The following is a 25,587-nucleotide window of genomic DNA, read 5'->3' on the forward strand; positions in this document are numbered from 1 at the left end:
TCGCCCATTGAGGCCCGGGCGATCCGGCGCAACCAACTGCGGACAACTTGGCGGATCAGCGCCGGGCGACCCTCCGCATGATCCGACGACCCACCTCTGGCTCACCGGCGAGCGGCGCACCTCGCCCACCCGACTCCTCCGTCCACAGGACCCCCCCACAGATCCGGCGCCCCGCCCGCCGGGCACCTTGGCCCACAAGATGCCAACACGGCGCCTTGTCCGGCGCTGGTCCGACCCACCACGGCCCGACGACCCACCACGGCCCGACGACCCACCACGGCCCGACGACCCACCACGGCCCGACGACCCACCACGGCCCGACGACCCACCACGGCCCGACGACCCACCACGGCCCGACGACCCACCACGGCCCGACGACCCACCACGGCCCGACGACCCACCACGGCCCGACGACCCACCACGGCCCGACGACCCACCACGGCCCGACGACCCACCACGGCCCGACGACCCACCACGGCCCGACGACCCACCACGGCCCGCCACCTGCGGCGGCGTCGCCGTGTAAGAGGGTGGTAGATGGTCGGGCGATTCACTGGTCACTGCCGGCCGCTCGTCGGCGCGGGCGTTGCACACGAGCGCCGGCCTGACATCGTTGCTGAACGGTCTCGTGGGCGAGTTGCGTGATCACGGAACTTGGGTGGGCCTGGCGCACTACTGGAGAGCGACCGAAATGGACGCGCATGTCGTGAAGGGGTCCCCGACGTGACCCGGTCGCAGCCTGAACGGCCGGGTGCGAGGTTGGCGCGATCCTGTGCCGATGGTCGCCGTCTGGCGCGTGGCACTTCTCGGGACGGGCGATAGCCGCCATCGGGGTGCCTTAAATCAGCAAAGAACATCCGTGGGCGGGGCACAGCGAACCCCGGCGCCCGAGGAGTGGGGGCCGGGGTTCGGGGGTGCCGAAGCGGGGGTTAGACGCCGGCGTAGGAGTGGAGGCCGCTGGCGACGAGGTTGACGCCGAAGAGGTTGACCAGCATGGTCAGCCAGCCGACGATCGCGATCCAGGAGGTGATGCGGCGGCTGACGCTTGGGGTGGAGCGGGCGTGCAGGTAGCAGGCGTACACGACCCAGGCGATGAAGGACCAGACCTCTTTGGGGTCCCAGTTCCAGTAGCGGCCCCATGCGGCCTCGGCCCAGATGGCGCCGGCGATGACGCCGAAGGTCCAGATCGGGAAGGCGAAGGCGTGGACGCGGAACGTGACGCGCTCGAGCACGTCGGCCTGCGGGAGGCGTTCGCCGAGGCTGTAGGGGAAGTTGCGCTTGCCCTGGTTGTGGCCGAGGCGGATGAGGTGCATGGCGGCGGCCACGAAGCCGACGAGGAAGATGCCGGAGGCGATCGAGGCGGCGCCGACGTGGATGACCAGCCAGTAGGACTGCAGGGCTGGCACGAGGGGGCCGACCGGGACGTACAGCGTCATGCCGGCGATCGCGAGCAGGATCGAGGCGACGAGCGTGACGAAGAGGCCGAGGTGCCGCAGGTTGCGCCACTTGGCGAGGACGACCAGCCAGGCGGAGACGCCGACGAGGGTGGCGGTCATGACGAACTCGTACATGTTGCCCCACGGGGCGCGGTCGGCGGCGATGCCGCGGGTGACCAGTGCGCCGAGGTGGCCGAGGTAGCCGAGGACGGTGAGCGCGACGGCGGCGACGCCCGCCCAGCGCGCGCCGGAAGCATCCGGCGAAGGCGAACTATCGGAAAAGTCCGAAATGTCGGAAGGAGGGGAAGCCAGGGAAGCGGAGGAAGAGGCAGCGCCGACCGAGGCGAGGGCCGGGTCGTCGGCACCGACGAGGACCCGCTGGCCTACTAGGCTTCGGGCGCCGAACGCGTATTCAACGGCATACGCCAGCATCGCCAGCACGTAGCTGAAGATGGTGACGACCAGCAGCTGATTGGACAATCCACCCATCAAACGACCTCCTTCACGTCAGTCTGCGCCACCTGCTCGGGCACCTGCGCGGCAGGGGCCACCGCGGCGACGATGGATGCGAACTCCTCGGCAAAGCCCGGGTAGTCGCCTCGCGGCAGCCCGCCCGCCGACATGCCCGTCGGGGTGATGCGGAAGAACACCCGGCGGCGCTTGCCGGTGAGCGAGCCCAGCAGGCCGACCAGCAGCGCGGCCGCGCCGACCAGGACGATCGGCTGGCCGGGGTCGTGCCGGATCGACATGCTGATCCACTGCGCGGTGCCGACGAACTCGACGGTCGTGCCGTCGGGCAGGGTGCCCTTCTCGCCGGGCTTGAGCATGAACGGGTCGCCGAACTTGCTGAGGCGCTTGGCGTCGATCTGGCGCTGGTCCAGGGTGTACACCGACAGCGGCGCGCCGGCGTCGAAGCCGAGGACCCCACGGTAGGGCTGGAGCATGAGCCGTGGGTCCTTCTCGGCGGGGAAGGCCGAGGAGCTCACCGACGGGTCGGACGGCAGGGTCGGCAGGTACACGCCGGAGAAGCCGATCTGGGACTTCTCGTCGCGGGTGCCTGTGTCGGGGTTGAGGTTGACGTCCGGGAACGTCGCGACGCCGTCGCTGGTGAGCATCCCGTCCTTGGGCAGGAATGCCGACACGTTCTCGTGCGTCCGGCCGTACTTGTCGGTGTACCGCAGGATCGGCGCGTAGCCGTGGCCGAGCAGCGACACGTTGGCGCCGTCGAGCCGCAGCGGGTCGTTGACCTGCAGGACGTGCCGCGACGACCGGCCGTGCTGGGTGACCGTCACGTCGGCCTTGTAGGTGACCGGCTGGCCGTTGTCGAGGTAGGTCGCGGCGAACTTGTCCATGCGCACGCAGAAGCGGGGCAGGTCGCCCTCGCCGACCTGGGCGCCGAGGGCGTGCTCGTCGTAATTGAGCAGGGTGTTGCAGAACGCGAAGTCGTCGCCCTCGACCAGCAGCCGGTTGCCGTGCCACCCGAACCACGACCCGAAGGCGACGCCGAGCAGCAGCGACAGCAGGGCGAAGTGGAAGACGAGGTTGCCGGTCTCCTTCAGGTAGCCCTTCTCGGCGCTGATCTCGGTGACGTCGCCGTCCGTGCGCACGACGGTGCGGAACCGCCGGCGCCGCAGCACCGCGACGACATCATCAGGCGACCTGACGGGCAATTCGCCAGAAAACGCGGGCAAGCGGGAGAACCGTGCAGGGGCCACAGGCGGCTTGCGCAGCATCGCCGTGAAGTGGCCCCGGAAGCGGGGCACCAGGCAGCCCACGAGAGACGTGAACAGCAGCAGGTAGATCGCGGAGAACCAGGGCGAGGCGTACACGTCGAAGAAGAAGAACCGGTCGAGGGTGGGGCCCCACTCGGTGTTCTCCTGCAGGTACTGGCGGACCTTCTCCGGTGACACGTTGCGCTGCGGCAGCACTGAGCCCGGGATCGCGGCCACGGCGAGCAGGAACAGCAGCACCAACGCGGTGCGCATCGAGGTGAGCTGCCGCCAGGCACGCCGGCACACGGAGACGATCCAGCGCATCAGATCGGCACCGATCCGGGCCCGACGTTGGTGGTAAGGGCGATCATGAGGTCACTCCAGACGCCGGTGACGAGCGCGAGCCCGACGAGGACGAGCAGCGCACCGCCGATGCGGGTCACCCATCGGCTGTTGCGCCGGATGAACTTGATGACGCCGATGAGTCGCTGGAAGCCCAGCCCGACGGCGATGAACGGCAGCCCGATGCCGAGGGAGTACGCGACGGCGAGGGTCACCGCCCTGGCCTGGGAGCCGCTGGTGGAGCCGAGCGCGATCATCGCGGCGAGGGTCGGGCCGGTGCACGGCGCCCAGGACAGCGCGAAGACGACGCCGAACACGGGGGCGCCGATGAGCCCGGCGGCGGGCAGCTTCTGCACCCGCCATTGCCGCTCCAGCCCCGGCACCAGGCCCATGAAGGCCAGACCGAGGACGATGACGATCGCACCCGCAACGATCTCGACCGTCCGCCGGTGGACCATGAGCTGCATCGCGGCGCTGGTGGCGAGCACGATGAGGGTGACGAAGACGGCCGTGAACCCGGCGATGAAGAGCGAGATGCCGGCGACGACCCGGCCGCGGCGGTGCCCGGAGTCGAGGTCGGCGCCCGCGAGGCCGGTGACGTAGGAGAGGTATCCGGGCACGAGCGGCAGGATGCACGGCGACAGGAAGCTGGCCAGGCCGGCCAGGACGGCGACGGCCACGGCACCGAGCAGCGGTCCGCTGGTGGCGTAGTCGAAGGGCCCGGCGAGGAGCATCAGGCCTGCTCGGCGAGCAGCTCGCGCACGATCGGCTCGAGAAGCTTCTGGTCGACCTGCATGCGGATCACGGCGGCGATGCGGCCGGCGCGGTCGATGACCAGGGTCGCCGGGATCGAGTTGGGCGGCACCGCGAAGTCCTGCGCGATCGACGCGGAGGGGTCGAAGATGCTGCCGTAGGCCGGCTTGATGTCGGCCAGGAACGCCTTGGCCGGGTCGCGCTGGTCGTGGACGTTGACCCCGAGGAACGTCACGCCGTCCGCCTTGGTGGCGGCGTACACCTTCTCCAGCTCCGGGGCCTCGGTGCGGCACGGCGCGCAGTAGGAGGCCCAGAAGTTGACCACGACGACCTTGCCCTTCTGCTGGGCGAGGTCGAACGAGCCGCCGATGTCCATGTAGTCGCCGCGCACCACGGGCGCGGCGACCCGGTCGGAGACGGAGATCTTGCGGCTGCCGAGGGCGTTCTGCGGGGTGGTGCTGTCGCAGGCGGCCAGCAAGGCGAAAGCGACCAGAACCCCTACAATCCGGTACAACATCAGGCGCCCTTGGCGTTGCGCGCGCCTGGCGACATGGCGACCAGGTGTGCGGCGGGTTCGCTGTACGCCACTCCGACGATCTTCGTGTCCTCGAAGTGGAAGCTGGTGTAGCTGGCGAGATTGCACTCGCGCTTGCGGGGGTCGTGCCACAGGCGCTTGCGCTCCACGTGCCGGCGCAGCGTCCAGATCGGCAGCTGGTGCGAGACGCAGACGGCCTCGTGGCCCTCGGCGGCCTCCCGGGCGGCGAGCAGGGCGGCGAACATCCGCGCGGCGATCGCCGTGTAGGGCTCGCCCCACGACGGGGTCACCGGGTCGCGGAGCACCCACCAGTTGCGCGGGTCGCGCAGCGCGCCGTCGCCGGCGCCGACCCGCTTGCCCTCGAAGAAGTTGCCGCTCTCGATGAGCCGCTCGTCGACGGCGATCGGCAGGCCGAACTGGTCCGCGATCGGCGACGCGGTCTGCTGCGCGCGCTCCAGCGGGCTGGCCACCACGTAGGTGATGTCCTTCTCGGCGACGGCCTGCGCGGCGGCCTTGGCCATCTGCACACCGAGCTCGGAGAGGCGGTAGCCGGGCAGGCGGCCGTAGAGGACCTTCTCCGGGTTGTACACCTCACCGTGCCGCAGGACGTGCACGATGGTCTTGACAGTCATGACAGCCCGGCCGAGGCGACGGCCGCGGCGCGGGCGGCGTGCGGCAGCGCGGCCGAGATGACGTCCAGGGCCTCCGCGTTGATCGCGGTCGAGACGAACCACGACTCGTAGGCGCTGGGCGGCAGGTAGACCCCGCGGGACAGCATGCTGTGGAAGAACGCCTTGAACGCCGCGACGTCCTGGGTGCGCGCGTCGTCGTAGTTGTGCACCGGATCGTGCGTGAAGAAGATCGAGAACATGCTGCCGGCGGTGGCGAGCGTGTGCGGTACCCCCGCGGCGGCCAGCGCGTCCGAGGACAACTTGCCGATCGTGGCGGCGGTCGCGTCGAGCTGCGCATAGACCTCCGGGGTCGCCAGGCGCAGGGTCGCGAGGCCGGCCGCGCAGGCGAGCGGATTGCCCGACAACGTGCCGGCCTGGTAGACCGGGCCGGCCGGAGCCAGCTGCGCCATGATCTCGGCGCGGCCACCGAACGCGGCGGCGGGCAGGCCGCCGCCCATGACCTTGCCGAAGGTCCACAGGTCGGCGTCGACGGGCTCGATGCCCGCCCAGCCGGCGCTGCTGACCCGGAACCCGGTCATCACCTCGTCGAGGATGAGCAGCGCACCGTGCCGGTGGGCGATCTCGGCGAGCTTGCCGTTGAACCCGTCGCGGGGGGCGACGACGCCCATGTTGCCGCAGGCGGCCTCGGTGATGACGGCGGCGATCCGCGGGCCCTCGGCGGCGAAGGCCGCTTCGACGGCGGCGACGTCGTTGTACGGCAGGACGATGGTGTCCCCGGCGGCCGCCCCGGTGACCCCTGGCGAGTCGGGCAGCGCGAGCGTCGCGACCCCGGAGCCGGCGGCGGCGAGCAGCGCGTCGACGTGACCGTGGTAGCAGCCGGCGAACTTGACCACCTTGGGCCGGCCGGTGAAGCCCCGGGCGAGCCGCAGCGCGCTCATCGTGGCCTCGGTGCCGGAGTTGACCAGGCGGACCTGCTCGACCGGGGTGCGGGCGACGATCTCCTCGCCGAGTGCCACCTCGCCCGGTGTCGGGGTGCCGAAGCTGGTGCCGTGCGCGGCCGCGGCGGTGATCGCACCGATCACCTCGGGATGCGCGTGGCCGAGGATCAGCGGGCCCCACGAGCAGACGAGGTCGACATAGCGTCGCCCGTCGGCGTCGGTGAGCCAGCAGCCCTCGCCACTGACCATGAACCGGGGGGTGCCACCGACCGCGCGGAATGCGCGGACAGGTGAATTCACCCCACCCGGCACGATGGCCTGGGCGCGGTCGAACAGTGCCTGCGAAGCCGGAGCGTCACCCGCGTAGGGGCCGAGGCCGGCGGAGTCAATAGCTGTCACAGCCTGCCCATTCTGACAGCCTGCCCGCGACGGCGCCGAGCACCCCCGGGCGCCCTGTGCCCGACGCCACTACCGGCGCTGATCCACGTTAGGCTGTGCGGGTGGATCGACCGGATCTTTCCGTCACCGTGCGCCGTGCCCCGACCGAGACTGTGGTGGCGCTCGCCGGCGAGATCGACATGTCCACGGTCCAGCGCCTGGCGAGCGCCGTCGATGAGATCCTCGGCGGCGACACCCCGACCCGGGTCGTCCTCGACATGGGCGGCGTGACGTTCTGTGACTCGCAGGGCCTCGGCACGCTGGTCGTGCTCAGTCGCAAGGCGACCATGGCGCAGAGCTACCTGGTGCTGGTCAATGTGGGCGCGTTCCTGATCCGTGTCCTGGACATCACCGGCCTCAGGGGCGCGCTCATGATCCAGGAGACCGCTCCTTGACCAGCCTGGTCAACACGGTGATCGCCTTCTCCACCTGAGAGCGGCCGACCTCACCGCCCGCGGCGAGTCCCGCTTTGAGCAGCGCGGTGGCCTCGTCGACGGCGACGCCCACGGCCCGCATCTCGCCGTCCCGGACCTTGACCAGGTCCGACTGCGCCGCCAGTTGCTGCGTCTTCGTCCACAGCTCCACGAACACCGACACCTTCGCCCGCAGCACCCACGGGTCGAACGGCTTCGTGAGGTAGTCGACGGCGCCGGCGGCGTAACCCCGCAGCGCCAGGTGCGAGTCACGGTCCGCCGCGGTCAGGAAGATGATCGGCACGTGCCGGGTCCGCTCCCGGCGCTTGATGTGCCGGGCGGTCTCGAACCCGTCCATGGTCGGCATCTGCGCATCGAGCAGGATGAGGGCGAAGTCGTCCACCAGCAGGTGCTTGAGGGCGTCCTCGCCGCTGTCGGCGCCGACGGTCTGGACCGGCAGCCCCTGGAGGATGGCCTCCAGCGCGAGGAGGTTGTCCCTTCGGTCGTCGACGAGCAGCACCTTCGCCGGCCGGTCCGGTCCAGTCAAGGATGCGGCCCCTTTCTGACGTCATCGATCAACTTACACTGCACGGCCTTCCCCGTTTACCCAGGCGGCCATCACGTCAAGCAGCTCGTCGAGATCGACCGGCTTGGTGATGTAGTCGCTGGCCCCGGCGGCCAGGGACGACTCGCGGTCGCCGGGCATCGCCTTGGCGGTCAGGAACACCACCGGCAGCTTCGCGAAGCGCCGGTTGCGCCGGATCGCACGGGTCGTCTCGTTGCCGTCCTGATCCGGCATCATCGCGTCCATCAGCACGATGTCGACGCCGGGGTGCTCCGACAGCACGCGGACCCCGTCGGTGCCGTTGTCGGCGTACAGGACCGTCATGCCGTGCAGCTCCAGCGCGCTGGTGAGGGCGAAGACGTTGCGCACGTCGTCGTCGACGATGAGCACGGTGGCGCCGTCGAGCTGGTGCGCGGCCGCGGTCGGGTGGCGCTCCGGGGTCGGCAGCGCGCGCAGCATCGCCGGGCCCGGCGGCAGGCTACGCACCGGCGGCAAGGGCTGTGCCGGCACCGCGTGGACGGTCTGGGTGACCTCGGTCGCGATGACATCCGGCAGGTACAGGGTGAAGACGGCACCCCGCCCGACCTCCGAGGTGACACCGATCGCGCCGCCGAGCAGCCGGGCGAGCTCGCGGCTGATCGACAGGCCGAGGCCGGTGCCGCCGTACTTGCGGCTGGTCGTGCCGTCGGCCTGCTGGAACGCCTCGAAGATCAGCGCGACCTTGTCGTCGGAGATGCCGATGCCGGTGTCGCGGACCGCGAACGCGATCACCCGCCGCGCGCCCGCGAGGGTCGGCGCGGTGAACTGCAGGTCGGGCGTGGCGACGCTGATGGACAGCGTGACCGCGCCCTTCTCGGTGAACTTCACCGCGTTGGAGATCAGGTTGCGCAGGATCTGCTGGAGGCGCTGCGGGTCGGTGACGATCGCGGGCGGCAGCTCGGCGGCGGTGCTGACCGTGAAGTCCAGCCCCTTGTCGTCGGCCTGCGGCGCGAACGCCTGCTCGACGTAGGAGCGGATCTCGTCGAAGGAGACCTCGCCGGGCTCCACGTCCATGCGGCCGGCCTCGATCTTGGACAGATCGAGGATGTCGTCGATGAGTGCGAGGAGGTCGGAGCCCGCGTTGTGGATCGTCGCGGCGAACTCGATCTGCTTCGCGGTGAGGTTGGTGTCAGGGTTGTCGGCGAGCAGCCGTGACAGCAGGAGCATCGAGTTGAGCGGCGTGCGCAGCTCATGGCTCATGTTGGCGAGGAACTCCGACTTGTACTGCGAGGCCTGCGCCAGCTGCTGCGCCTTCTCCTCCAGGCCGAGGCGGGCCATCTCGATCTCGCGGTTCTGCTTCTCGATGTTGCCCTTCTGCTCCGACAGCAGCGTCGCCTTCTCCTCCAGCTCGGCGTTGGTGCGCTGCAGCTCGGCCGACTGGTCCTGCAGCTCCAGGGCGAGGCGCTGCGACTGCGACAGCAGCTCCTCGGTCCGCCGGTTGGCCAGGATCGTCTTCAGCGCGACGCCGATGGTGACCACCAGCCGGTCGAGGAACGCCAGGTGCAGCTCGGAGAACGAGGCGACGCCGGCGAACTCGATGACACCGAGCGGCTCGCCCTCGAACAGCACGGGAAGGACGACCAGGTCGGCCGGGGGTGTCGCGGCGAGCCCGGAGCGCACCTGGAGCCGGCCGTCCTGCGGGGCGGTGACCCGGATCGCGCGCCGCGACAGCGACGCCTGCCCGATCAGGCCCTCGCCGGGCGCGAAGCTGACCTCGGTGCCGGGCGCCATGTAGCCGTAGGACGCCTCCAGCCGCAGCCGCAGGCCGTTGTCGGCGTCGGTGCCGGCGAGGAAGAAGGCGCCGATCTGCGCGTCGACCAGCGGCGTCACCTCGGCCATGATCATGCGGCAGACCTCGCCGAGGTCGCGCTGGCCCTGCAGGAGACCGCCGACGCGGGCCAGGTTGGAGTCGAGCCAGCCCTGCTCGGCGTTCTTCTTCGTCGTCTCGCGCAGCGTGACGATCATCTGGTTGATGTTGTCCTTGAGCTCGGCGACCTCGCCGAGTGCCTCGACCGCGATGCGCTGGGTCAGGTCGCCGCGGGTCACGGCGGTGGACACCTGCGAGATGGCCCGCAGCTGCGTCGTCAGCGTCGAGGCGAGCTGGTTGACGTTCTCCGTCAGGTCGCGCCAGGTGCCGGAGACGCCCCGCACCTGGGCCTGGCCGCCCAGCTTGCCCTCGGAGCCGACCTCGCGGGCAACCCGCGTGACCTCGTCGGCGAACGAGGACAGCTGATCGACCATCGTGTTGACCGTCGACTTCAGCTCCAGGATCTCGCCGTGTGCGTCGACGGTGATCTTCTGCGACAGGTCACCCCGAGCCACGGCGGTGGTGACCTGGGCGATGTTGCGGACCTGGGACGTCAGGTTGGACGCCATCGAGTTGACGTTGTCGGTCAGGTCGCGCCAGGTGCCGGAGATGCCCTTCACCTGGGCCTGGCCGCCGAGCTTGCCCTCGGTGCCGACCTCGCGGGCGACACGCGTGACCTCGTCGGCGAACGACGACAGCTGATCGACCATCGTGTTGACCGTCGACTTCAGGGCCAGGATCTCACCCTGGGCGTCGACGGTGATCTTCTGCGACAGGTCACCACGGGCCACCGCCGTCGCCACCTGCGCGATGTTGCGGACCTGTGCGGTGAGGTTCGAGGCCATGAAGTTGACGTTGTCGGTCAGGTCGCGCCAGGTGCCGGCGACGCCGCGCACCTGGGCCTGGCCACCCAGCTTGCCCTCGGTGCCGACCTCACGGGCGACACGCGTGACCTCGTCGGCGAACGACGACAACTGATCCACCATCGTGTTCACCGTCGACTTCAGCTCCAGGATCTCGCCCCGGGCATCGACGGTGATCTTCTGCGACAGGTCACCACGGGCCACCGCCGTCGCCACCTGCGCGATGTTGCGGACCTGCGACGTCAGGTTCGACGCCATGAAGTTCACGTTGTCCGTCAGGTCCCGCCACGTCCCGGCGACGCCGCGCACCTGCGCCTGACCACCCAGCTTGCCCTCCGTGCCGACCTCACGGGCCACACGCGTGACCTCGTCGGCGAACGACGACAACTGATCCACCATCGTGTTCACCGTCGACTTCAGCTCCAGGATCTCGCCCCGGGCATCGACGGTGATCTTCTGCGACAGGTCACCACGGGCCACCGCCGTCGCCACCTGCGCGATGTTGCGGACCTGCGACGTCAGGTTCGACGCCATGAAGTTCACGTTGTCCGTCAGGTCCCGCCACGTCCCGGCGACGCCGGTCACCTGCGCCTGGCCACCCAGCTTGCCCTCGGTGCCGACCTCACGGGCGACACGCGTGACCTCGTCGGCGAACGACGACAGCTGATCCACCATCGTGTTGACGGTGTCCTTCAGCTCCAGGATCTCGCCCTGCGCGACAACCGTGATCTTCTGCGACAGGTCACCACGGGCCACGGCGGTGGCCACCTGCGCGATGTTGCGGACCTGGCCGGTGAGGTTGGACGCCATCGAGTTGACGTTGTCGGTGAGGTCCTTCCAGGTGCCGGCCACGCCGGGCACGTCGGCCTGGCCGCCGAGCTTGCCCTCGGTGCCGACCTCACGGGCCACGCGGGTCACCTGCTCAGCGAAGACCCGCAGCGTGTCGACGAGCGAGTTGATCGTCTCGGCGAGCTCGGCGACCTCGCCCTTCGCCGCGACGGTGATCTTCTGCGACAGGTCACCACGGGCCACGGCGGTCGCGGCGGTGGAGATCGAGCGGACCTGGCCGGTGAGGTTCGCGGCCATCGAGTTGACCGAGTCGGTGAGGTCGCGCCAGGTGCCGGCGACCCCAGTCACCTGCGCCTGACCGCCCAGTTTGCCCTCCGTGCCGACCTCACGGGCCACACGCGTGACCTCATCGGCGAACGACGACAGCTGGTCGACCATCGTGTTGACCGTGCGGCCGATGGTGAGGAACTCGCCACGCAGCGGCCGGCCGTCGATCTCCAGCGCGAGCTGCTGCGACAGGTCGCCCTCGGCGACGGCGACGATGACCCGGGCGATCTCCGTCGTGGGCCGCCCCAGGTCGTCGATCAGCGAGTTGACCGCGTGGATGCGGTCCAGCCACGCCCCCTCGAAGCCCTCTTCGTCGAGGCGCTCGGTCATGCGGCCCTCACGGCCGACGACCCGGCTGATCCGCATCACCTCGCGGGTGTGCCGCAGCTTGAGCTCGGCGAGCCGGTTGAACCGCTCGACCACCTCGCCCGGCAGCCCGTCGCGGCGGCTCAGCCGGTGCTTCAGGTCACCTGCGGCCAACCGGTCCAGTCCGACGGAGAGCTCCTCGAGCAGCAACGTCTCGGGACTCTTCTGGGTGACTTCTTCGACTGTGGTCATGGCGTCTCCACCGGTCTCGGGGGCAGGCGGCGTCCACCCATCGTCGTCTCCAGGTTGGATTGTTACCACCGTTCGGTAGAGACTGCGAGGTGTGAACGCCCCGACCGTCCGGAGGATCCGACTCCCGGCCGACCATAGCTCTCCTGGTCTGGCGCGCGAAGCGATCCGGACGATCGTGCACGAACGGGACCTGGGTGGGATCCTCGACGAGGCACTGCTCCTGGTGACGGAGCTGACGACCAACAGCGTCGTGCACGCCGGCACCGAGGTCGACGTGGAGATCACCGCCGCCGACGCCTCCCTCACGGTCACGGTGCTCGACTTCCGCCCCGGCACCGTCGTGCCCAACATCCCCACACCCGGTGCCACCACCGCCGACCTGGACGAGCGCGGCCGTGGCCTGCTGCTCGTCGACCAGCTGGCCTCGTCGTGGGGCACCCTGCACTTCGGCGGCGGCAAGGGCGTGTGGTTCCGCCTGGACCGGCCCGGCGCCGCCACCCAGGTCGCACCGCCCGCCTTCGAGGTTCCCATCGCGCCGGCGCCCGAGGCGCTCAGCGCGCTGGGCTGGTCGGGCACCGGCACCTCGCTGACCGAGGTCGCGGAGGAGCTGCTGCAGCGGCTCGTCGGAGTGATCGGCGCGGCCGGCGCCGCGCTGACCCTGGACGAGGGCGACGGCCCGCACACGATCGCCGCGGTCGGCCGCCTCACCGGATCGGTCGACAGCGGGTGGCGGGTGCCGCTGCGGGTCACCAAGCCGTGGCGGGCGGAGCTGCTGGTCGCCGGCGGTGGCGGCAATCCGTACGCGCGGCCGCTGACGTCACTGGCCGCCGACCGGCTGATGCTGCTGGTGGAGAACCACCGGCTGCGCCGCGCGGACTCGGAGCGGCGCACCTGGCTGACGTTCCTCGCCGACGCCAGCGAGCTGCTCGCCCAGTCCCTCGACGTCGAGCTGACGCTGGCGCTGATCCCCCGGCTGGTGGTGCCCCGCCTCGGCACCTGGTGCGCGATCCACGCCGCGGACGCCGGCGGGGAGCTGCGGCTGGCCGCGGCCGCGCACGCCGACGAGTCGATGCTCACCGAGCTGCTCGACGAGCTCGGGCAGGCGGCACCGCAGCTGAAGGAGGCGATGAGCACCGACGCCGTCGTCCCGCTCGGCCCGCCCCTGGAGGGGTACGTGGTCGCCCTGATCGCCCGCGGGCAGCACCTGGGCACCCTCACCGTCGGTGGCGGCCGTGACACCTGGCAGCGCAGCGAAGAGGTCGCCGTCGTCGAGGACGTCGCCCGGCGCGCCGCGCTCGCGATCGACAACGCCAACATCCACGCCGAGCGCCGCAGCATCGCCCAGGCCCTGCAGCGCTCACTGCTGCCGCCGCAGCTGCCGAAGGCCGAAGGCGTGGAGTTCGGCGCGGAATACGTACCCACCGGCGAAGGGGTCGACGTCGGCGGCGACTTCTACGACGTGGTGCCGCTGTCCGGCCGCCGCTGGCTGGTCGTCGTCGGCGACGTGTCCGGCAAGGGCGTGCAGGCCGCGACGGTCACCGGCCTGGTCCGCGACGTCACCCGCGTCCTGGTCCGCGACGGCAGGCCGCTGCCGGAGACCCTGAAGCGGATCAACGAGACGCTGCTGGAGCGCGGCGCCGGCCGCTTCTGCACGCTGTGCCTCGCGGAGATCCTGCGCCGCGCCGACGGCACCCTGGACGTGGCGCTGCACCTGGCCGGGCACGACCAGCCGGTCCTGCTGCGCGCCGACGGCCGCACCGAGCTGGCGGGCCGGTGCGGCACCGCGCTCGGCCTGCTCGACACCATCAACACCCCGCGCACGCAGATCACCCTGTATCCGGGCGACACCCTGATCTTCTACACCGACGGCGTCACCGAGCGCCGCCGCGGCACGGAGCTGTTCGGCGTCGACCGGCTGCGCGAGGAGGCGGGCCTGCTGGCCGGCTTCCCCGCCGACGTGGTGGTCGCCCGCCTGCGCGCGACGACGCTGAACTTCTCGCCCGAGTCCCCCCGCGACGACATCGCCATCTTCGCCGTCCGCAACGACGCCTGAACGCCTCAGAAGCCGCGCAGGCGCAGCAGTTCCTCGTAGACGTCGGCCGGGTGGGCGTTGAGGTCGTAGCGGCTGAGCAGGAACAGGTGCTCGCCGGCGTCGATCTCCAGCAGTTCGCTGCGCATCCCGCCGCGGGAGCGGGCGTCGACCCGCATCCGCTCCACCTGCGCCCAGGCGATCCGGCGGTGCCCTGCGTACCCGCTGACGACGGTGACCCCGTCGAGGTCGGCGGCGAGCCGGACCGGTGCGATGACGTCCCGCAACGCGTAGACGCCCAGGATGGCGGCGGCGACCAGCGCGGCGGTGAGCGTCCGGCTGTCCTCGGCGGCGAAGATGCCGGCCAGCAGGAGGCCGATCGCCGCACAGCCCTTCAGCACCGCGAAGCCGGTCGACACCCGCCAGCGCAGGCTGGTCGGCGCCGGGGTCAGGTCCGGCGCTGATGAGCTCGAGAAGGCACCGCTGCGGATGTCCATCCCACCAGCATGCGCTATTTCGTCTTCGTGATCGAGGTGGCGGTGACCGTACCGTCGGCGTTCTGTCCGACGATCGTCACGCTGGAGCCGGCGGTGAGGTCCTTCAGCGCGCCGGGCGCGGAGACGGTGGTCGTGCCGCTGGTCTTGACGATCAGCGTCTGACCGTCGGCGGTTTCCACGTAGACGGTGGTGCCGTCGACGAGCTTGACCGTGCCCGTGATCCCGCCGCGGGTCCCGGTCTGGCCGCCGGTGCCGGTGTTGCCGCCGGGGAGGGCGCCCTGCTGGCCGCGGCCGGCGAACTGGCTCGCGAGCGCGGCCGGGTTCGCGCCCGGCGCGTTCGCGGCGGCCGGCGCGGTGCCGTAGCTCTTCTGCACCTGGGCGCCGCCGACGAAGCCCGCGACCAGCAGTGCCAGGCCGGCCAGGACGAACGTGGCACGGTTGGCCAGGCGGCGCGGTGCCGCCTTCGAGATCCGCTCGTTCAGGTCGTCGTCGAGCGGCTGGGCGAGCAGATCGTCCGGCTCGGGCTCCGCAGGCACCGGATCGAGCAGCACCGTCTCCGAATTGTCCACCTCATCGAGCGATGCCGACGGTCGGCGAAAGGCGTGGCTCACTGGAATCTCCTCGTCGACTGCCGTGCGGGGTGGACCGGGTTGCGGTGCCCACGGGGGGATCGGCACCGCAACCCGGACCAGCCCGCACGAAATGACCTACTCATAACGCAGCGCTTCGATCGGGCGCAGGCCGGCGGCCCGGCTGGCCGGGTAGCTGCCGAAGAACAGCCCGATCGCGACCGAGAATCCCAGCGCCAGGAAGACCGAGCTGGGCACGATGACGGGCTTGATACTGACGATGGTGAACCGGCTGCCGATGACCGCCGCGGCGACCCCGAGCAGGCCACCGATCAGGCTCAGCACGGTCGCCTCGACCAGGAACTGGGTGAGGATCGTGCGCTTCGGCGCGCCCAGCGCCTTGCGGATGCCGATCTCGCGGGTCCGCTCGGTGACCGTGACCATCATGATGTTGGTGATGCCGATCCCGCCGACCAGCAGGCTGATCCCGGCAACCGCGCCGAGCAGCAGGGTGAAGGTCTCGGCGGTGTTCGCCCGGGTCTCCAGCAGCTGCGAGGCGTTCTGGATGCGGTACGCCGTGGTGCTCGACCCGGTGATGTTGAGCTTGGCGTTGAGGATGGCGGTCACCTCGCTCTGCGCGTCGGTGACGTCCTCCGGCGAGGTGGCCTGGATGAGCAACTGGTTGAGCGACCCGTAGCCGGTCAGCGACTCCTGCACCGCGGTGACGGGTGCGATGGCGACGTCGTTGGGGTCGGTGAAGCCGGTGCCGCCCTTGTCGGCCAGGACCCCGATGACGGTGAAGAGCCTGCCCGCGACGTTGATCTGCTTGGACAGCGGGTCGACGGTGCCGAACAGCTCCTCGGCGACGGTCTTGCCGATCACGACGACCTTGCGCGAGTCGGTGACGTCCTCGGCGGTGAAGAGCGCGCCCTTGTCGACCTTGAAGTTCGAGGCGCCGACCCAGCCCGGGTACGTACCGACGAACTGCGCGATCGTGTGGTTGGTCCCCTCGTAGGTGGCCGCCTGCGATCCGGTGACGACCGGCGAGACGCTGCGCACGTGCGGCGCCTCGTTCTTGTCCTCCAGCGCCGGCACCAGGTCCATGTTGAGCGCGGTGCTCGTCGTGGCCGCCGCGCCGCGTGCGCCGCCGCCACCGCCGGCCGTGACCGTCAGCGTGTTGGTGCCCAACGCCTCGATCTGCTGCTGGACCGCCTGCGCCGAGCCGTTGCCGACCGCGACGAGCAGGATGACCGCGGCGACGCCGATGAGGATGCCCAGCACGGTGAGGCCGGAGCGCAGCTTGTTGGCGGTGATCGCGCGCAGCGCGAAGCGGATGGTCTCGAAGAGGTTCACTTCAGCCGCTCATCCTGGACGATGTGTCCGTCGACGAGCCGGATCAGGCGCCGCGCCCGTTCGGCGACGTCCGGCTCGTGGGTGATCAGCACGATCGTCCGGCCCGACGCGCTGAGCCGGTCGAAGACGGCGAGGACGTCGTTGGTGGACTGCGTGTCGAGGTTGCCGGTGGGCTCGTCGGCCAGGACCAGGGCCGGCGCGGTGACCAGCGCCCGGGCGACCGCGACGCGCTGCTGCTGGCCGCCGGAGAGCTGGTTGGGCTCGTGGTCGGCGCGGTCGGCGAGGCCGACCATCGACAGGGCGAGGTTGGCCCGGCGGCGGCGTTCGGCGCCCTTGACCCCGGCGTAGGCGAGCGGGAGCTCGACGTTGGCGAGCGCCGTGGTCCGGGCGATGAGGTTGAACGCCTGGAACACGAAGCCGATCCGCCGGTTGCGCACCAGCGCGAGCTGCCGGTCGTTGAGGCGGCTCACGTCCACGCCGTCGAGCAGGTACTTGCCGGTGGTCGGGATGTCGAGGCAGCCGAGGATGTTCATCAGGGTCGACTTGCCGGAGCCCGACGAGCCCATGATGGCCACGTAGTCGCCGCGCTCGACGGTGAGCGACACCCCGCGCAGGGCCTGGACCTCGGTCTCGCCCTGCCCGTAGATCTTCTTGACCCGCTGAACATCCAGTACCGGGCTCATGCCGCCACCTCCGCTTCGCTCCGGCGTCGGCCTGAGCTCAACCTGCCATCCCGATGAGCGGCTTCTCCGCTCCGCTCCGGACCGCTCATGGCCGGGGCTCCATCAGTTGCCCGGGCGGGCGCCGCCGCCACCGCCGGTGAAGCCGCCGCCACCTGTGAAGCCGCCACCGCCGCCGGGGAACTGGTTGGTGGTGCCGGTCGTCGAGTTCGACGTGGTCGTGGTGATCACGACCTGCTCGCCGGCCTTGAGCCCGGACCTGATCTCCACGAACGAGCCGCCGCTGATGCCGACCTCGACCGTGCGGGTCTCCACCTGCCCGTTGACCTGCACCTGGACGGTGCGCTGCCCGCCGGCCGTGCGCAGCGCCGCGCTCGGGATGCGCACCACGTTCTGCGCCTCGGCGATCGTCACGACCGCGGTGGTGCTCTGCCCGAGCCGCACCCCCTCCGGCAGCGTGTCCAGCCCGATGACCACCGCGTAGGAGTTGACGTTGTTGCTGGTCGTCGCGGTCGGCGAGATCGTGCTGACCTTGCCCGTGGCTCGGGTGCCGCTCAGCGCGCTCCAGCTGACCTCCGCGGCCTGGCCGGCCTTGAGCTTGGTCGCGTCGGCCTCGGCGAAGCTGGCGTTGATCTGCAGCTTCGTCAGGTCGGCGAGCTGGATGAAACCGGATGAGCTGCTGCTGGTCGAGCCGGTGGCGCCGGTACTGCCGTTGCCACTGGACGAGGAGCCCGACGACGAGGAGCCGACCGCGCCGTTCACCGCGGTGACCGTGCCGGCGATCGGGGCGGTCAGGACCGTGCCGTTGACCGTCGTCTGCGCCGAGGTGACGCTGGCCTGCGCGGTGGCGACCTGCGCCTCGGCGGAGGCGATCGTGGCGTCGTCGGCGCTGTTGTTCTCCGCCCGGGTGAGCGCCGCCTTCGCCGCGGTCAGGTTGGCCTTCGCCGTGTTCAGCGACGCGTTCGCGGCGGTCGGGTCGACCTTGGCCAGGACCTGGCCCTTGGTGACCACGTCGCCGACCTTCACGCCGACCTCGGTGACGGTGCCGGAGGTGGTGAAGTTGGCGTTCGCCGTCGCCGAGCTGGCCACGGAGCCCGACGCGGACACCGTCTGCGACACCGTGCCCTGCGTGACCGCGACAGCCCGGGTCCGGGTGTTGGTCTGCGAGGCCTCGGCGACCGCCGGCCCGGAGACGATCTGGTAGGCCCAGAACGCACCGCCGACCGCGGCGACCGCGAGCGCGGCGTTGATCAGGCCCACGGAGTTCAACCGTGGTCGGCGTGGAGACGGCAGCGACAAACGCATGAGGGGAATCGTGGTGGGCGCCGCTCGGAGCGACCCTCAGCTTCCCTCGGAGTTACCTCGGAATCCGGGTTCATCGGAATCGTCGCAAAAATCGGGCTCGGGCATCGCCGGCAGCAGGACCCGGAACCGCGCGCCCTCGCCGGGGCCGGTCCACAGCTCGACCCGCCCGCCGTGCGCCTGCACGATCGCGGCCACGATGGCCAGCCCGAGCCCGGCGCCACCGTGGCGGCGTGACCGGGAGCCCTCGGCGCGGTACAGCCGCTCGAACACGCGGGCGGCGTCGCCGGGGTTCATGCCGGGCCCGGTGTCGCTGACCTCGATCGCGGCCAGGGGCACCCCGTCGGGCAGCGGTTCGCCGATGACCGCGGTCGGCGGCGGCCCGACGTCGGTGGCCCGGCCGACCCGCACGACCACCCGGGTGTCCTCCGGCGTGTGCTGCAACGCGTTGCTGACCAGGTTTGCCACGACCTGCCGGATGCGGGCCTCGTCGCCCTCGACGGTGACCGGCTCGAACGTCACCGACCGCTCGTCAAGCGCAGACAGCTGCACGAACCGCGTCGGCACCCGCACGTGGGCGTCACGCACCGAGTCGGCGGCGACGGCGAGCAGGTCCACGGGGGCCAGCTGCAGCGGCCGCTCCTCGTCCATGCGGGCGAGCGTGAGCAGGTCGTTGACGAGCAGCCGCATCCGGCTGACCTCGGCCTCGATGCACTCCATCGCCTCGTCCAGGGCCGGTCCCGGTGGCGCGCCGCCGCGCCGGTACAGCTCGGCGAAGCCCTGCACGGACGTCAGCGGGGTGCGCAGCTCGTGCGCGGCGTCGGCGAGGAACTGCCGGAGCCGCTGCTCGGACTCGGCGCTGTCGTCGACGGCCTCCTCGATGCGGGTGAGCATCGTGTTCAGCGCGATGCCGAGGCGCCCGGACTCGGTGTGCGGGTCGGCGTCCACGATGCGCCGGGACAGGTTGCCGGCGGCGATCTCGGCCGCGGCCTCCTCCATGTGGGTCAGCGGGCTCAGCCCGAGCCGCACCAGCGTCGCCGTCGCGAGCCCCACGAACCCGAGCAGCACAAGGCTGACCAGCAGCGAGTACTGCAGCATCCGGTCCCGGGTGTCCTGGATGTCGATGAGGGAGACCGCGTTCGCCCCGTACGCCGCCCCCGTCTGGGCGGGCACCGGGAACACGATCACCCGCCAGTCCTCGCCGTCCGGCGTGGTGACCGTGAACGGCTTCGGCTGCTCGGCCCGCTGCCGGATGTCCCCGAAGAGGGCGGGGTCCAGCACCACCGACAGCGGCTCCTTCAGCTTGCCGGTGCTGTCGAACCGGTAGATCTGGTACAGCGGTCCAGGCGCGAACTCGCCGTTGTACCTGTCGCGCCGGGTGCCGCTCACCGTCGCGCTCGGGTTCGGCACCGGACCGATGTTCGAGCTGGCACTCGGATTCGGGCTGGCACCCAGATTGGGGTTACGGCCGCCGAACACCCCTGGCGGGCGCACCGAATGCTCCAGCTGGTCGTCGATGCGCTGCATCAGGTACCAGTTGAGCAGCCCGACACCGATCGCGTTCGCGGCGATGAGGGCGACCCCGGCAAGGGTCACCACGGAGACGACGATCCTGGCGCGGACCGTCCAGTGGCGCCAGGGCCTAGGTCTCACTTCTGGGCAGCCTCAGCGCGTAGCCGACCCCTCGCACGGTGTGGATCAGCGGCGGGTCCCACTTGTCGACCTTGCGGCGCAGGTAGTAGACGTAGGACTCGACGATCCGGCCGTCGCCGCCGAAGTCGTAGTTCCACACCCGGTCCAGGATCTGCGCCTTGCTCACCACCCGGCCGGCGTTGGTCAGCAGGTAGCGCAGGAGATTGAACTCCGTCGGCGACAGGTCGACCCGGTGGCCGCCGCGGCGCACCTCGTGCGCGTCCTCGTCCATTTCCAGGTCCGCGTAGCGCAGCACGCCGCCGTCCACCAGTTGCTGCTGCTCGCCGAGGCTGCGCCGCAGGATCGCCCGGATCCGCAGCACGACCTCCTCGAGGCTGAACGGCTTGGCCACGTAGTCGTCGGCGCCGACCGTGAGGCCGGAGATGCGGTCCTCGACCGAGTCGCGGGCGGTCAGGAACAGCACCGGCACCGGCCGGCCGCTCGTCCGCAGCCGCTGCGCCACCTCGAAGCCGTCCAGGTCGGGCATCATCACGTCGAGCACGACCAGGTCCGGCGCGAAGTCGGCGGCGGCGGCGAGCGCTTCCCGCCCACCCCCGGCGACCTTCACGTCGAACCCGGTGAGGCGCAGCGTCGCCGACAACAGGGCGCGGATGCTCGCCTCGTCGTCCACGACGAGGACCTTGGGCTGCGGCTGCCCGCTCGCGACTTGTCCGGTCATCGGCTCCATCGTCACCGACCCGCCGTCAGGATCTCGTCGCCTTCGGCAAGTCCGCTCTTGATCTCGGTGTTGACGTCGCCGCGCAGACCCGTCTCGACGGTGCGCTCCTCGTCCCGGCCGTTGACTCTCACCACGACCTTGCCGTCGTGAACGGCGGTGGAGGGCACCGACAGCACGTCGTCCGCGGATGCGGTGACGACTGCGACAGTAGCGCTCTGCCCGTACAGCAGCGTGTCGGGCACCTTGTCGAACGAGATCAGCGCCGCGTACCGCACCAGCCGGTTCGACACGGTGCCGGCCGGGTCGATCTGGATGACCTTGCCGTCGTACCTGGCACTCGCGTTGTCCGGCAGCGTGATCCTCGCGACCTGGGCAAGCTTCAGGTGCGCCACCTCGGCCTCCGTGAACTGCGCCTTCACCACCACGTCACCGGTGCCGGCGAGCGTGACGACACCGGAGCCGGCGTTGGACCCGACGGTGCCGTTGACGGCGAGCACCTTGCCGGCGACCGGCGCGGTGATCACGGTGCCGGCGAGCTTGGCGTTGGCCTGGACGAGGCTGAGCTTGGCGTTGTTGAGCCGCTGCTGCGCGGAGAACAGGTTGTCGCTGGCGTTCTGGACGCTGCCGCCGTTCGCACCGGTGTTGGCACCGGTGTTCGTGCCGCCCTGCTGGCCGGTCTGCGCCCCGGCCGACCTGCTGGCGGTCGCCGTCGGGGTGCTGGTCGCGGCGGCCTGGGCGGTCTCGGCGCGGTCCAGGGCATCCTGCGCGCTGTCGACGCTCTCCGCGGCGGCGTCCACCGACTCCTGCGCGGCGGTCGCGTCGATCCTGGCCAGCACCGCGCCCGCGGCGACCTCGTCGCCGGGCTTCACGTTGAGCTCGGTCAGCGTGCCGCTGCCGGTGAAGCCGAGCGTGCGGCTCTGCTGCGCCTGCACCGTCCCCGACGCCGAGATCGTCGTCGTGACCGAGCCGCGGGTCACCTTCGAGGTCGCCGCCTTCGCCGGCGCGACCTTGTCGCCACCCGTCAACAGGACACCCACGACGACCGCGACCGCGAGTACGGCAGCACCTCCGGCCAGCCACCAGACCTTCATGCCTGCAAGTGGACCGGTCGCGGCTCCCCATTCGCTCGACCGGACCTCAAAGTTCCCTGGGAAGGCGTTATTACCGAATTTTGAGGTTCACCCCACGGGGCGTCGAGGTTGGCGCCGTTCCATGACGCTCGTGATGAACAAGAGGATCGGTGGCGCCGCGCTCGCGTTCGCCGCAGTGGCAATCTTCGCCACGGCCTGCGGATCGTCGGACCCCTCGACGCCGACCTCGGCCGGCTGGGCCTCCGGCGGCACCGACTACGCGTCGTGCCTGCGCGACAACGGCGTCAACCTGCCGCAGATGAACGCGTCGGGCCGCCCCACGAGCCGCCCGTCCGGCAACGCCTCGGGCCGCCCGACCGCGTTCCCGTCCGGCCAGCCGCGCCCGTCCGGCAGCGGCGGCTTCCGTGGCGGTGGCGGCGGCTTCTTCGGTACCGCGGCGCCCGACGGCGTCGACCAGCAGACGTGGGAGAAGGCGCAGAAGGCGTGCGAGTCGCTGCGCCCCACCGCGTTCCCCAACGGCGGCAACGGCAACGGCGGGGGCGGCGGCCGGGACGCGGCGTACCGCAACTGCCTCACCGAACACGGCGTCACCGTCAGCGGCCCGGTCGACCAGCTCGACACCGCCGACGCGAAGGTCGCCGCCGCCGTGACCGCCTGCGCCCCCCTCAAGCCCAGCCCTCGCCCTTCCGCGTCCTGACCGACCTTCCGGCGACGCACAGGGTGTGCGCCGATCTTGCCGGCGTGGTGGTGGCAAAAGGGACGCCATGGGAGCGTCCCGGGCACTACGCCCGCAAGATCGGCGCACGTTTACGTCAAAGGCGCGTGTCGCTGAGCAATACCCGTCGTTGGCTTGAGTATGGAGACGCTGGACACCTTCTCGTGCACCTTCCTGCCGGCCACGACACTGGCGAAGCTGTCCGCGGCGACCATCCGCCGCCACGTGCAGGTCCTGCGCGGCTGCGCCGGTGACCGAGACACCGTCGCCGTCGTCGCCCGCTGCACGTCCCGCGCCTCCCGACACAGCGTGCTGATGCTGACCCGCAACCGCCTCGTGATCACCACCGAGTCGCCCCTGCTGCGCCGCGTCTCCCTGCACCTCAACGCCGACCTGCACCAGCTCGCCGACGTCACCTGGACCCCCGAGCCGGGCCGCACCGGCATCCAGCTCGGGGCGACCGCCATCGACGGCGAGCGCGAGAACCTGTGGGTACGCCTGCCGAACAAGACCGAGATGTGGCGCCTCGACGAGGCCCTCAAGCAGGCCTTCCGCACCCCCTGGGGCGTGATCGCCCCGGCCTGCACCCCGACCGTCCCCAGGCTCGCGAAGGCAGTGCTCCGCTTCGCGTAGCCGGCTGTGCCAGCTGTTCTTCCGCGGCGGGCGCAGGCGTGATCGGTCCACCCCGCGCAGGCGCTGGCAGCCGCGGCAGGGGTGGACCGATCGATGTTCTTGTATCCGGGAAGCGCGTTCCCAAACATCACCCGAACACCGCGCCGGGGCGGGTGGCGGCAGAATGGGGCGGTGGATCAGGGCAAGGGGTTGGTGCTGGTCGTCGAGGACGAGCGGCCGATCGCCGACCTGCTGCGCATGTATCTGGCGCGCGAGGGTTTCGGGGTGCACGTCGAGCATGACGGCACGGCCGGGCTGGTCGCGGCGCGGAAGCTGCGGCCGGTCGCCTGCGTGCTGGACATCGCGCTGCCGGGGATGGACGGCACGGAGATCTGCCGGCGGTTGCGGGAGTCGGGTGACTGGACGCCGGTGCTGTTCCTGACCGCGCGGGACGACGAGGTCGACCGGATCCTCGGGCTGGAGCTGGGCGGCGACGACTACATCACCAAACCGTTCAGCCCCCGTGAGCTGGTGTCGCGGGTCAAGGCGGTGCTGCGGCGCACGCAGGGGCCGCCGGACGTCGAGCAGGTCCGCACCGTCGGGCCGGTCACGCTCGATCCGGCCAGGCGGGAGTGCCGGGTGGACGGCATACCGGTGGCGTTGACCTCGACGGAGTTCGCGCTGCTGGCGCACCTGATGAACCGGCCGGGCCGGGTCTTCACCCGGGAGGAGCTGCTCGGCTCGGTGTGGGGGTACGCGGCGCATTCGGGCACCCGGACGGTCGACGTACACGTGGCGCAGGTGCGCGGCAAGCTGGGCGACGCTGCGGTGGTGCTGCGGACGGTGCGCGGCGTCGGGTACACCGCTGATGCTTAGGTCCATCCTCGGCCGCAGTGCGCTGGTGACCTGCGTGGTCGCCGTGATCTCGGTGCTGGTGACCGCGCTCGTCGGGGCGCCGCTGGCGATCCAGGAGCAGAACAGGACCGCGAAGGCGCAGCTCGCCGACGAGGCGACGCTGACCGCGGAGCTGCTGCGGCCGCGGTTCAACACGGCCAAGAGCGAAGACGAGCAGGTGATCGTCAAGCGGCTGCGGGCCCGTGGGATCGAGGTGTACCTGATCCGGGCCGGTCAGGCGGATCGGGAAGGGCTGCCGGACGGGGTGGTCAAGACGGTCGGGGCGGGGCGGCAGGTACCGGTCCGCCGGGCGGTGATCAACAAAGAGGTGCGGCTGCTGGTGGGCCGGCCGATCGGCAACGCGGGCAACGGGGTGGTGCTGACCGAGGAGCCGCCGAGCGGGACGCTGACGCGGCTGTGGGGGCAGCTGTGGATCGCGCTGCTGGCCGGGCTCGCCGCAGGGCTGTTGGCGGGCGTGCTGCTGGCGAGGCGGATCGCGCTTCCCATTCGTACCGTGGCGGCAGCGGCGAACCGGCTCAGCGCCGGCGACCGGACGGTCACCCTCGATCCTCGCGGGCCGACGGAGGTCGCGGACCTGGCGCACGCGGTCAATGCGCTGACCGCGGCTCTTGCCACGAGCGAGGGGCGGGAGCGCGACTTCCTGCTGTCGGTGTCGCACGAGCTGCGGACCCCGCTGACGACGATCCGTGGCTACGCGGAGGCGCTCGCGGACGGGGTCGTGGGTCCCGACGGGGCGCAGCGGGCCGGGCAGACGGTGCTCGACGAGGCGGAGCGGCTGGACCGGTTGATCGCCGATCTGCTGGTGCTGGCCCGGCTGGAGGCCGCGGACCTGCCGGTCGAGGTGATCGACGTGGACCTGACGCAGTTGGTGGCCACGACCGCCGAGGCGTGGGGCGGGCGGCTGGCGGCGGCGGGATTGCTGCTGCGCACGGAGCTGCCGCCGATGCCGATCCCGGCCCGCACCGATCCCGGCCGGCTCCGGCAGATCGTCGACGGCCTGCTGGAGAACGCGCTGCGGGTCGTGCCGTCGGGTGCGCCGGTGGTGCTGGCGCTGGTGTGGCAGCAGGCGTCGGCGTCGATCGAGGTCCGTGACGGCGGGCCGGGGTTCACCGACGACGACCTGGCGGTGGCATTCGAGCGGGGCGCGTTGTCGCGCCGGTATCAGGGGGCCCGCAAGGTCGGCAGCGGGCTGGGGCTGGCGCTGGCGGCGCGGCTGGCCCGGCGGCTCGGTGGCGGGATCGCGGCGGGGCACGCACCAGAGGGTGGCGCGAGGTTCACGGTCACGGTACCCCTCTGAGTTTGGGTC

The 25,587-nt window shown here is 71.1% G+C and carries 22 protein-coding genes; 6 read left to right on the forward strand and 16 right to left on the reverse strand.

The genetic code is table 11. From position 1 onward, the window contains the following. Positions 1-929 precede the first annotated feature (929 nt). Genes ccsB through hemL form a run of 6 tightly spaced genes read right to left on the reverse strand, consistent with a single transcriptional unit; the run spans position 930 to position 6,747 of the window. Positions 930-1,925, reverse strand: coding sequence for a c-type cytochrome biogenesis protein CcsB (gene ccsB, locus OHA72_RS07415; protein ID WP_327007100.1), 996 nt, complete (start codon positions 1,923-1,925; stop codon positions 930-932). Next, a complete protein-coding gene (resB, locus tag OHA72_RS07420; RefSeq protein ID WP_327007101.1) occupies positions 1,925-3,472 on the reverse strand; it encodes a cytochrome c biogenesis protein ResB in 1,548 nt (515 codons plus the stop codon). Before resB ends, ccsB begins: the two co-directional genes overlap by 1 nt. Beyond that, positions 3,472-4,224, reverse strand: a complete 753-nt coding sequence (locus OHA72_RS07425) for a cytochrome c biogenesis CcdA family protein (RefSeq protein ID WP_327007102.1) — start codon at positions 4,222-4,224, stop codon at positions 3,472-3,474. The genes resB and OHA72_RS07425 overlap by 1 nt, the downstream gene beginning before the upstream one ends. Further along, a complete protein-coding gene (locus OHA72_RS07430) occupies positions 4,224-4,760 on the reverse strand; it encodes a TlpA family protein disulfide reductase (protein ID WP_327007103.1) in 537 nt (178 codons plus the stop codon). Before OHA72_RS07430 ends, OHA72_RS07425 begins: the two co-directional genes overlap by 1 nt. After that, on the reverse strand, positions 4,760-5,410 hold the full coding sequence (locus OHA72_RS07435) for a histidine phosphatase family protein (protein ID WP_327007104.1): 651 nt from the start codon (positions 5,408-5,410) through the stop codon (positions 4,760-4,762). The genes OHA72_RS07430 and OHA72_RS07435 overlap by 1 nt, the downstream gene beginning before the upstream one ends. Beyond that, positions 5,407-6,747: a glutamate-1-semialdehyde 2,1-aminomutase gene (hemL, locus tag OHA72_RS07440; protein ID WP_327007105.1), complete on the reverse strand. Its 1,341-nt coding sequence runs from the start codon at positions 6,745-6,747 to the stop codon at positions 5,407-5,409. The genes OHA72_RS07435 and hemL overlap by 4 nt, the downstream gene beginning before the upstream one ends. Positions 6,748-6,848: 101 nt before the next feature. On the opposite strand from hemL, the gene OHA72_RS07445 reads away from it, so the two are divergent. Further along, positions 6,849-7,181 (forward strand): STAS domain-containing protein, encoded by a 333-nt coding sequence (locus tag OHA72_RS07445; protein ID WP_327007106.1) that lies wholly within the window; start codon positions 6,849-6,851, stop codon positions 7,179-7,181. Here OHA72_RS07445 and OHA72_RS07450 read toward each other — a convergent pair. Both OHA72_RS07450 and OHA72_RS07455 read right to left on the reverse strand, forming a co-directional pair. After that, complete coding sequence (locus tag OHA72_RS07450) at positions 7,156-7,746, reverse strand: response regulator (protein WP_327007107.1); 591 nt, start codon at positions 7,744-7,746, stop codon at positions 7,156-7,158. The two genes, OHA72_RS07445 and OHA72_RS07450, sit on opposite strands and share 26 nt — an antisense overlap. A 33-nt stretch (positions 7,747-7,779) precedes the next feature. Further along, positions 7,780-12,147 (reverse strand): HAMP domain-containing protein, encoded by a 4,368-nt coding sequence (locus OHA72_RS07455; RefSeq protein WP_327007108.1) that lies wholly within the window; start codon positions 12,145-12,147, stop codon positions 7,780-7,782. Positions 12,148-12,322: 175 nt separating this feature from the next. Here OHA72_RS07455 and OHA72_RS07460 point away from each other — a divergent pair, with 175 nt between their 5' ends. Next, a complete protein-coding gene (locus tag OHA72_RS07460; protein ID WP_327007109.1) occupies positions 12,323-14,200 on the forward strand; it encodes a SpoIIE family protein phosphatase in 1,878 nt (625 codons plus the stop codon). 5 nt (positions 14,201-14,205) lie between these two features. Here OHA72_RS07460 and OHA72_RS07465 read toward each other — a convergent pair whose 3' ends face one another. From OHA72_RS07465 to OHA72_RS07500, 8 genes are all read right to left on the reverse strand, one after another. Next, positions 14,206-14,673, reverse strand: a complete 468-nt coding sequence (locus OHA72_RS07465; protein ID WP_327007110.1) for a PH domain-containing protein — start codon at positions 14,671-14,673, stop codon at positions 14,206-14,208. Positions 14,674-14,687: 14 nt separating this feature from the next. Beyond that, positions 14,688-15,242 (reverse strand): hypothetical protein, encoded by a 555-nt coding sequence (locus OHA72_RS07470; RefSeq protein WP_327007111.1) that lies wholly within the window; start codon positions 15,240-15,242, stop codon positions 14,688-14,690. A gap of 138 nt (positions 15,243-15,380) precedes the next feature. Continuing rightward, on the reverse strand, positions 15,381-16,595 hold the full coding sequence (locus OHA72_RS07475; protein ID WP_327007112.1) for an ABC transporter permease: 1,215 nt from the start codon (positions 16,593-16,595) through the stop codon (positions 15,381-15,383). Next, positions 16,592-17,278 carry an ABC transporter ATP-binding protein gene (locus OHA72_RS07480; RefSeq protein WP_327007113.1) on the reverse strand — a complete coding sequence of 229 codons (687 nt, stop codon included), beginning with the start codon at positions 17,276-17,278 and terminating at the stop codon, positions 16,592-16,594. Before OHA72_RS07480 ends, OHA72_RS07475 begins: the two co-directional genes overlap by 4 nt. Before the next feature lie 102 nt (positions 17,279-17,380). Then, positions 17,381-18,535, reverse strand: coding sequence for an efflux RND transporter periplasmic adaptor subunit (locus tag OHA72_RS07485; RefSeq protein ID WP_327007114.1), 1,155 nt, complete (start codon positions 18,533-18,535; stop codon positions 17,381-17,383). Positions 18,536-18,616: 81 nt separating this feature from the next. Next, complete coding sequence (locus OHA72_RS07490) at positions 18,617-20,230, reverse strand: sensor histidine kinase (RefSeq protein WP_327007115.1); 1,614 nt, start codon at positions 20,228-20,230, stop codon at positions 18,617-18,619. Next, positions 20,220-20,948, reverse strand: a complete 729-nt coding sequence (locus OHA72_RS07495; RefSeq protein WP_327007116.1) for a response regulator transcription factor — start codon at positions 20,946-20,948, stop codon at positions 20,220-20,222. The genes OHA72_RS07490 and OHA72_RS07495 overlap by 11 nt, the downstream gene beginning before the upstream one ends. Positions 20,949-20,959: 11 nt before the next feature. Beyond that, complete coding sequence (locus OHA72_RS07500) at positions 20,960-22,039, reverse strand: efflux RND transporter periplasmic adaptor subunit (protein WP_327007117.1); 1,080 nt, start codon at positions 22,037-22,039, stop codon at positions 20,960-20,962. Between the two features lie 121 nt (positions 22,040-22,160). Between OHA72_RS07500 and OHA72_RS07505 the strand changes: the two genes are divergently transcribed. The 4 genes from OHA72_RS07505 to OHA72_RS07520 all read left to right on the forward strand — a co-directional run bounded on the left by OHA72_RS07505 (position 22,161) and on the right by OHA72_RS07520 (position 25,578). Then, positions 22,161-22,736: a hypothetical protein gene (locus OHA72_RS07505; protein ID WP_327007118.1), complete on the forward strand. Its 576-nt coding sequence runs from the start codon at positions 22,161-22,163 to the stop codon at positions 22,734-22,736. Positions 22,737-22,889: 153 nt separating this feature from the next. Further along, positions 22,890-23,387, forward strand: coding sequence for a hypothetical protein (locus tag OHA72_RS07510; RefSeq protein WP_327007119.1), 498 nt, complete (start codon positions 22,890-22,892; stop codon positions 23,385-23,387). A gap of 237 nt (positions 23,388-23,624) precedes the next feature. Continuing rightward, on the forward strand, positions 23,625-24,242 hold the full coding sequence (locus tag OHA72_RS07515) for a response regulator transcription factor (protein WP_327011492.1): 618 nt from the start codon (positions 23,625-23,627) through the stop codon (positions 24,240-24,242). Continuing rightward, positions 24,235-25,578 carry a sensor histidine kinase gene (locus OHA72_RS07520; protein WP_327007120.1) on the forward strand — a complete coding sequence of 448 codons (1,344 nt, stop codon included), beginning with the start codon at positions 24,235-24,237 and terminating at the stop codon, positions 25,576-25,578. Before OHA72_RS07515 ends, OHA72_RS07520 begins: the two co-directional genes overlap by 8 nt. The last annotated feature ends 9 nt before the right edge of the window (positions 25,579-25,587 follow it).

It is taken from the genome of Dactylosporangium sp. NBC_01737 (assembly GCF_035963215.1).
Taxonomy (GTDB): domain Bacteria; phylum Actinomycetota; class Actinomycetes; order Mycobacteriales; family Micromonosporaceae; genus Dactylosporangium.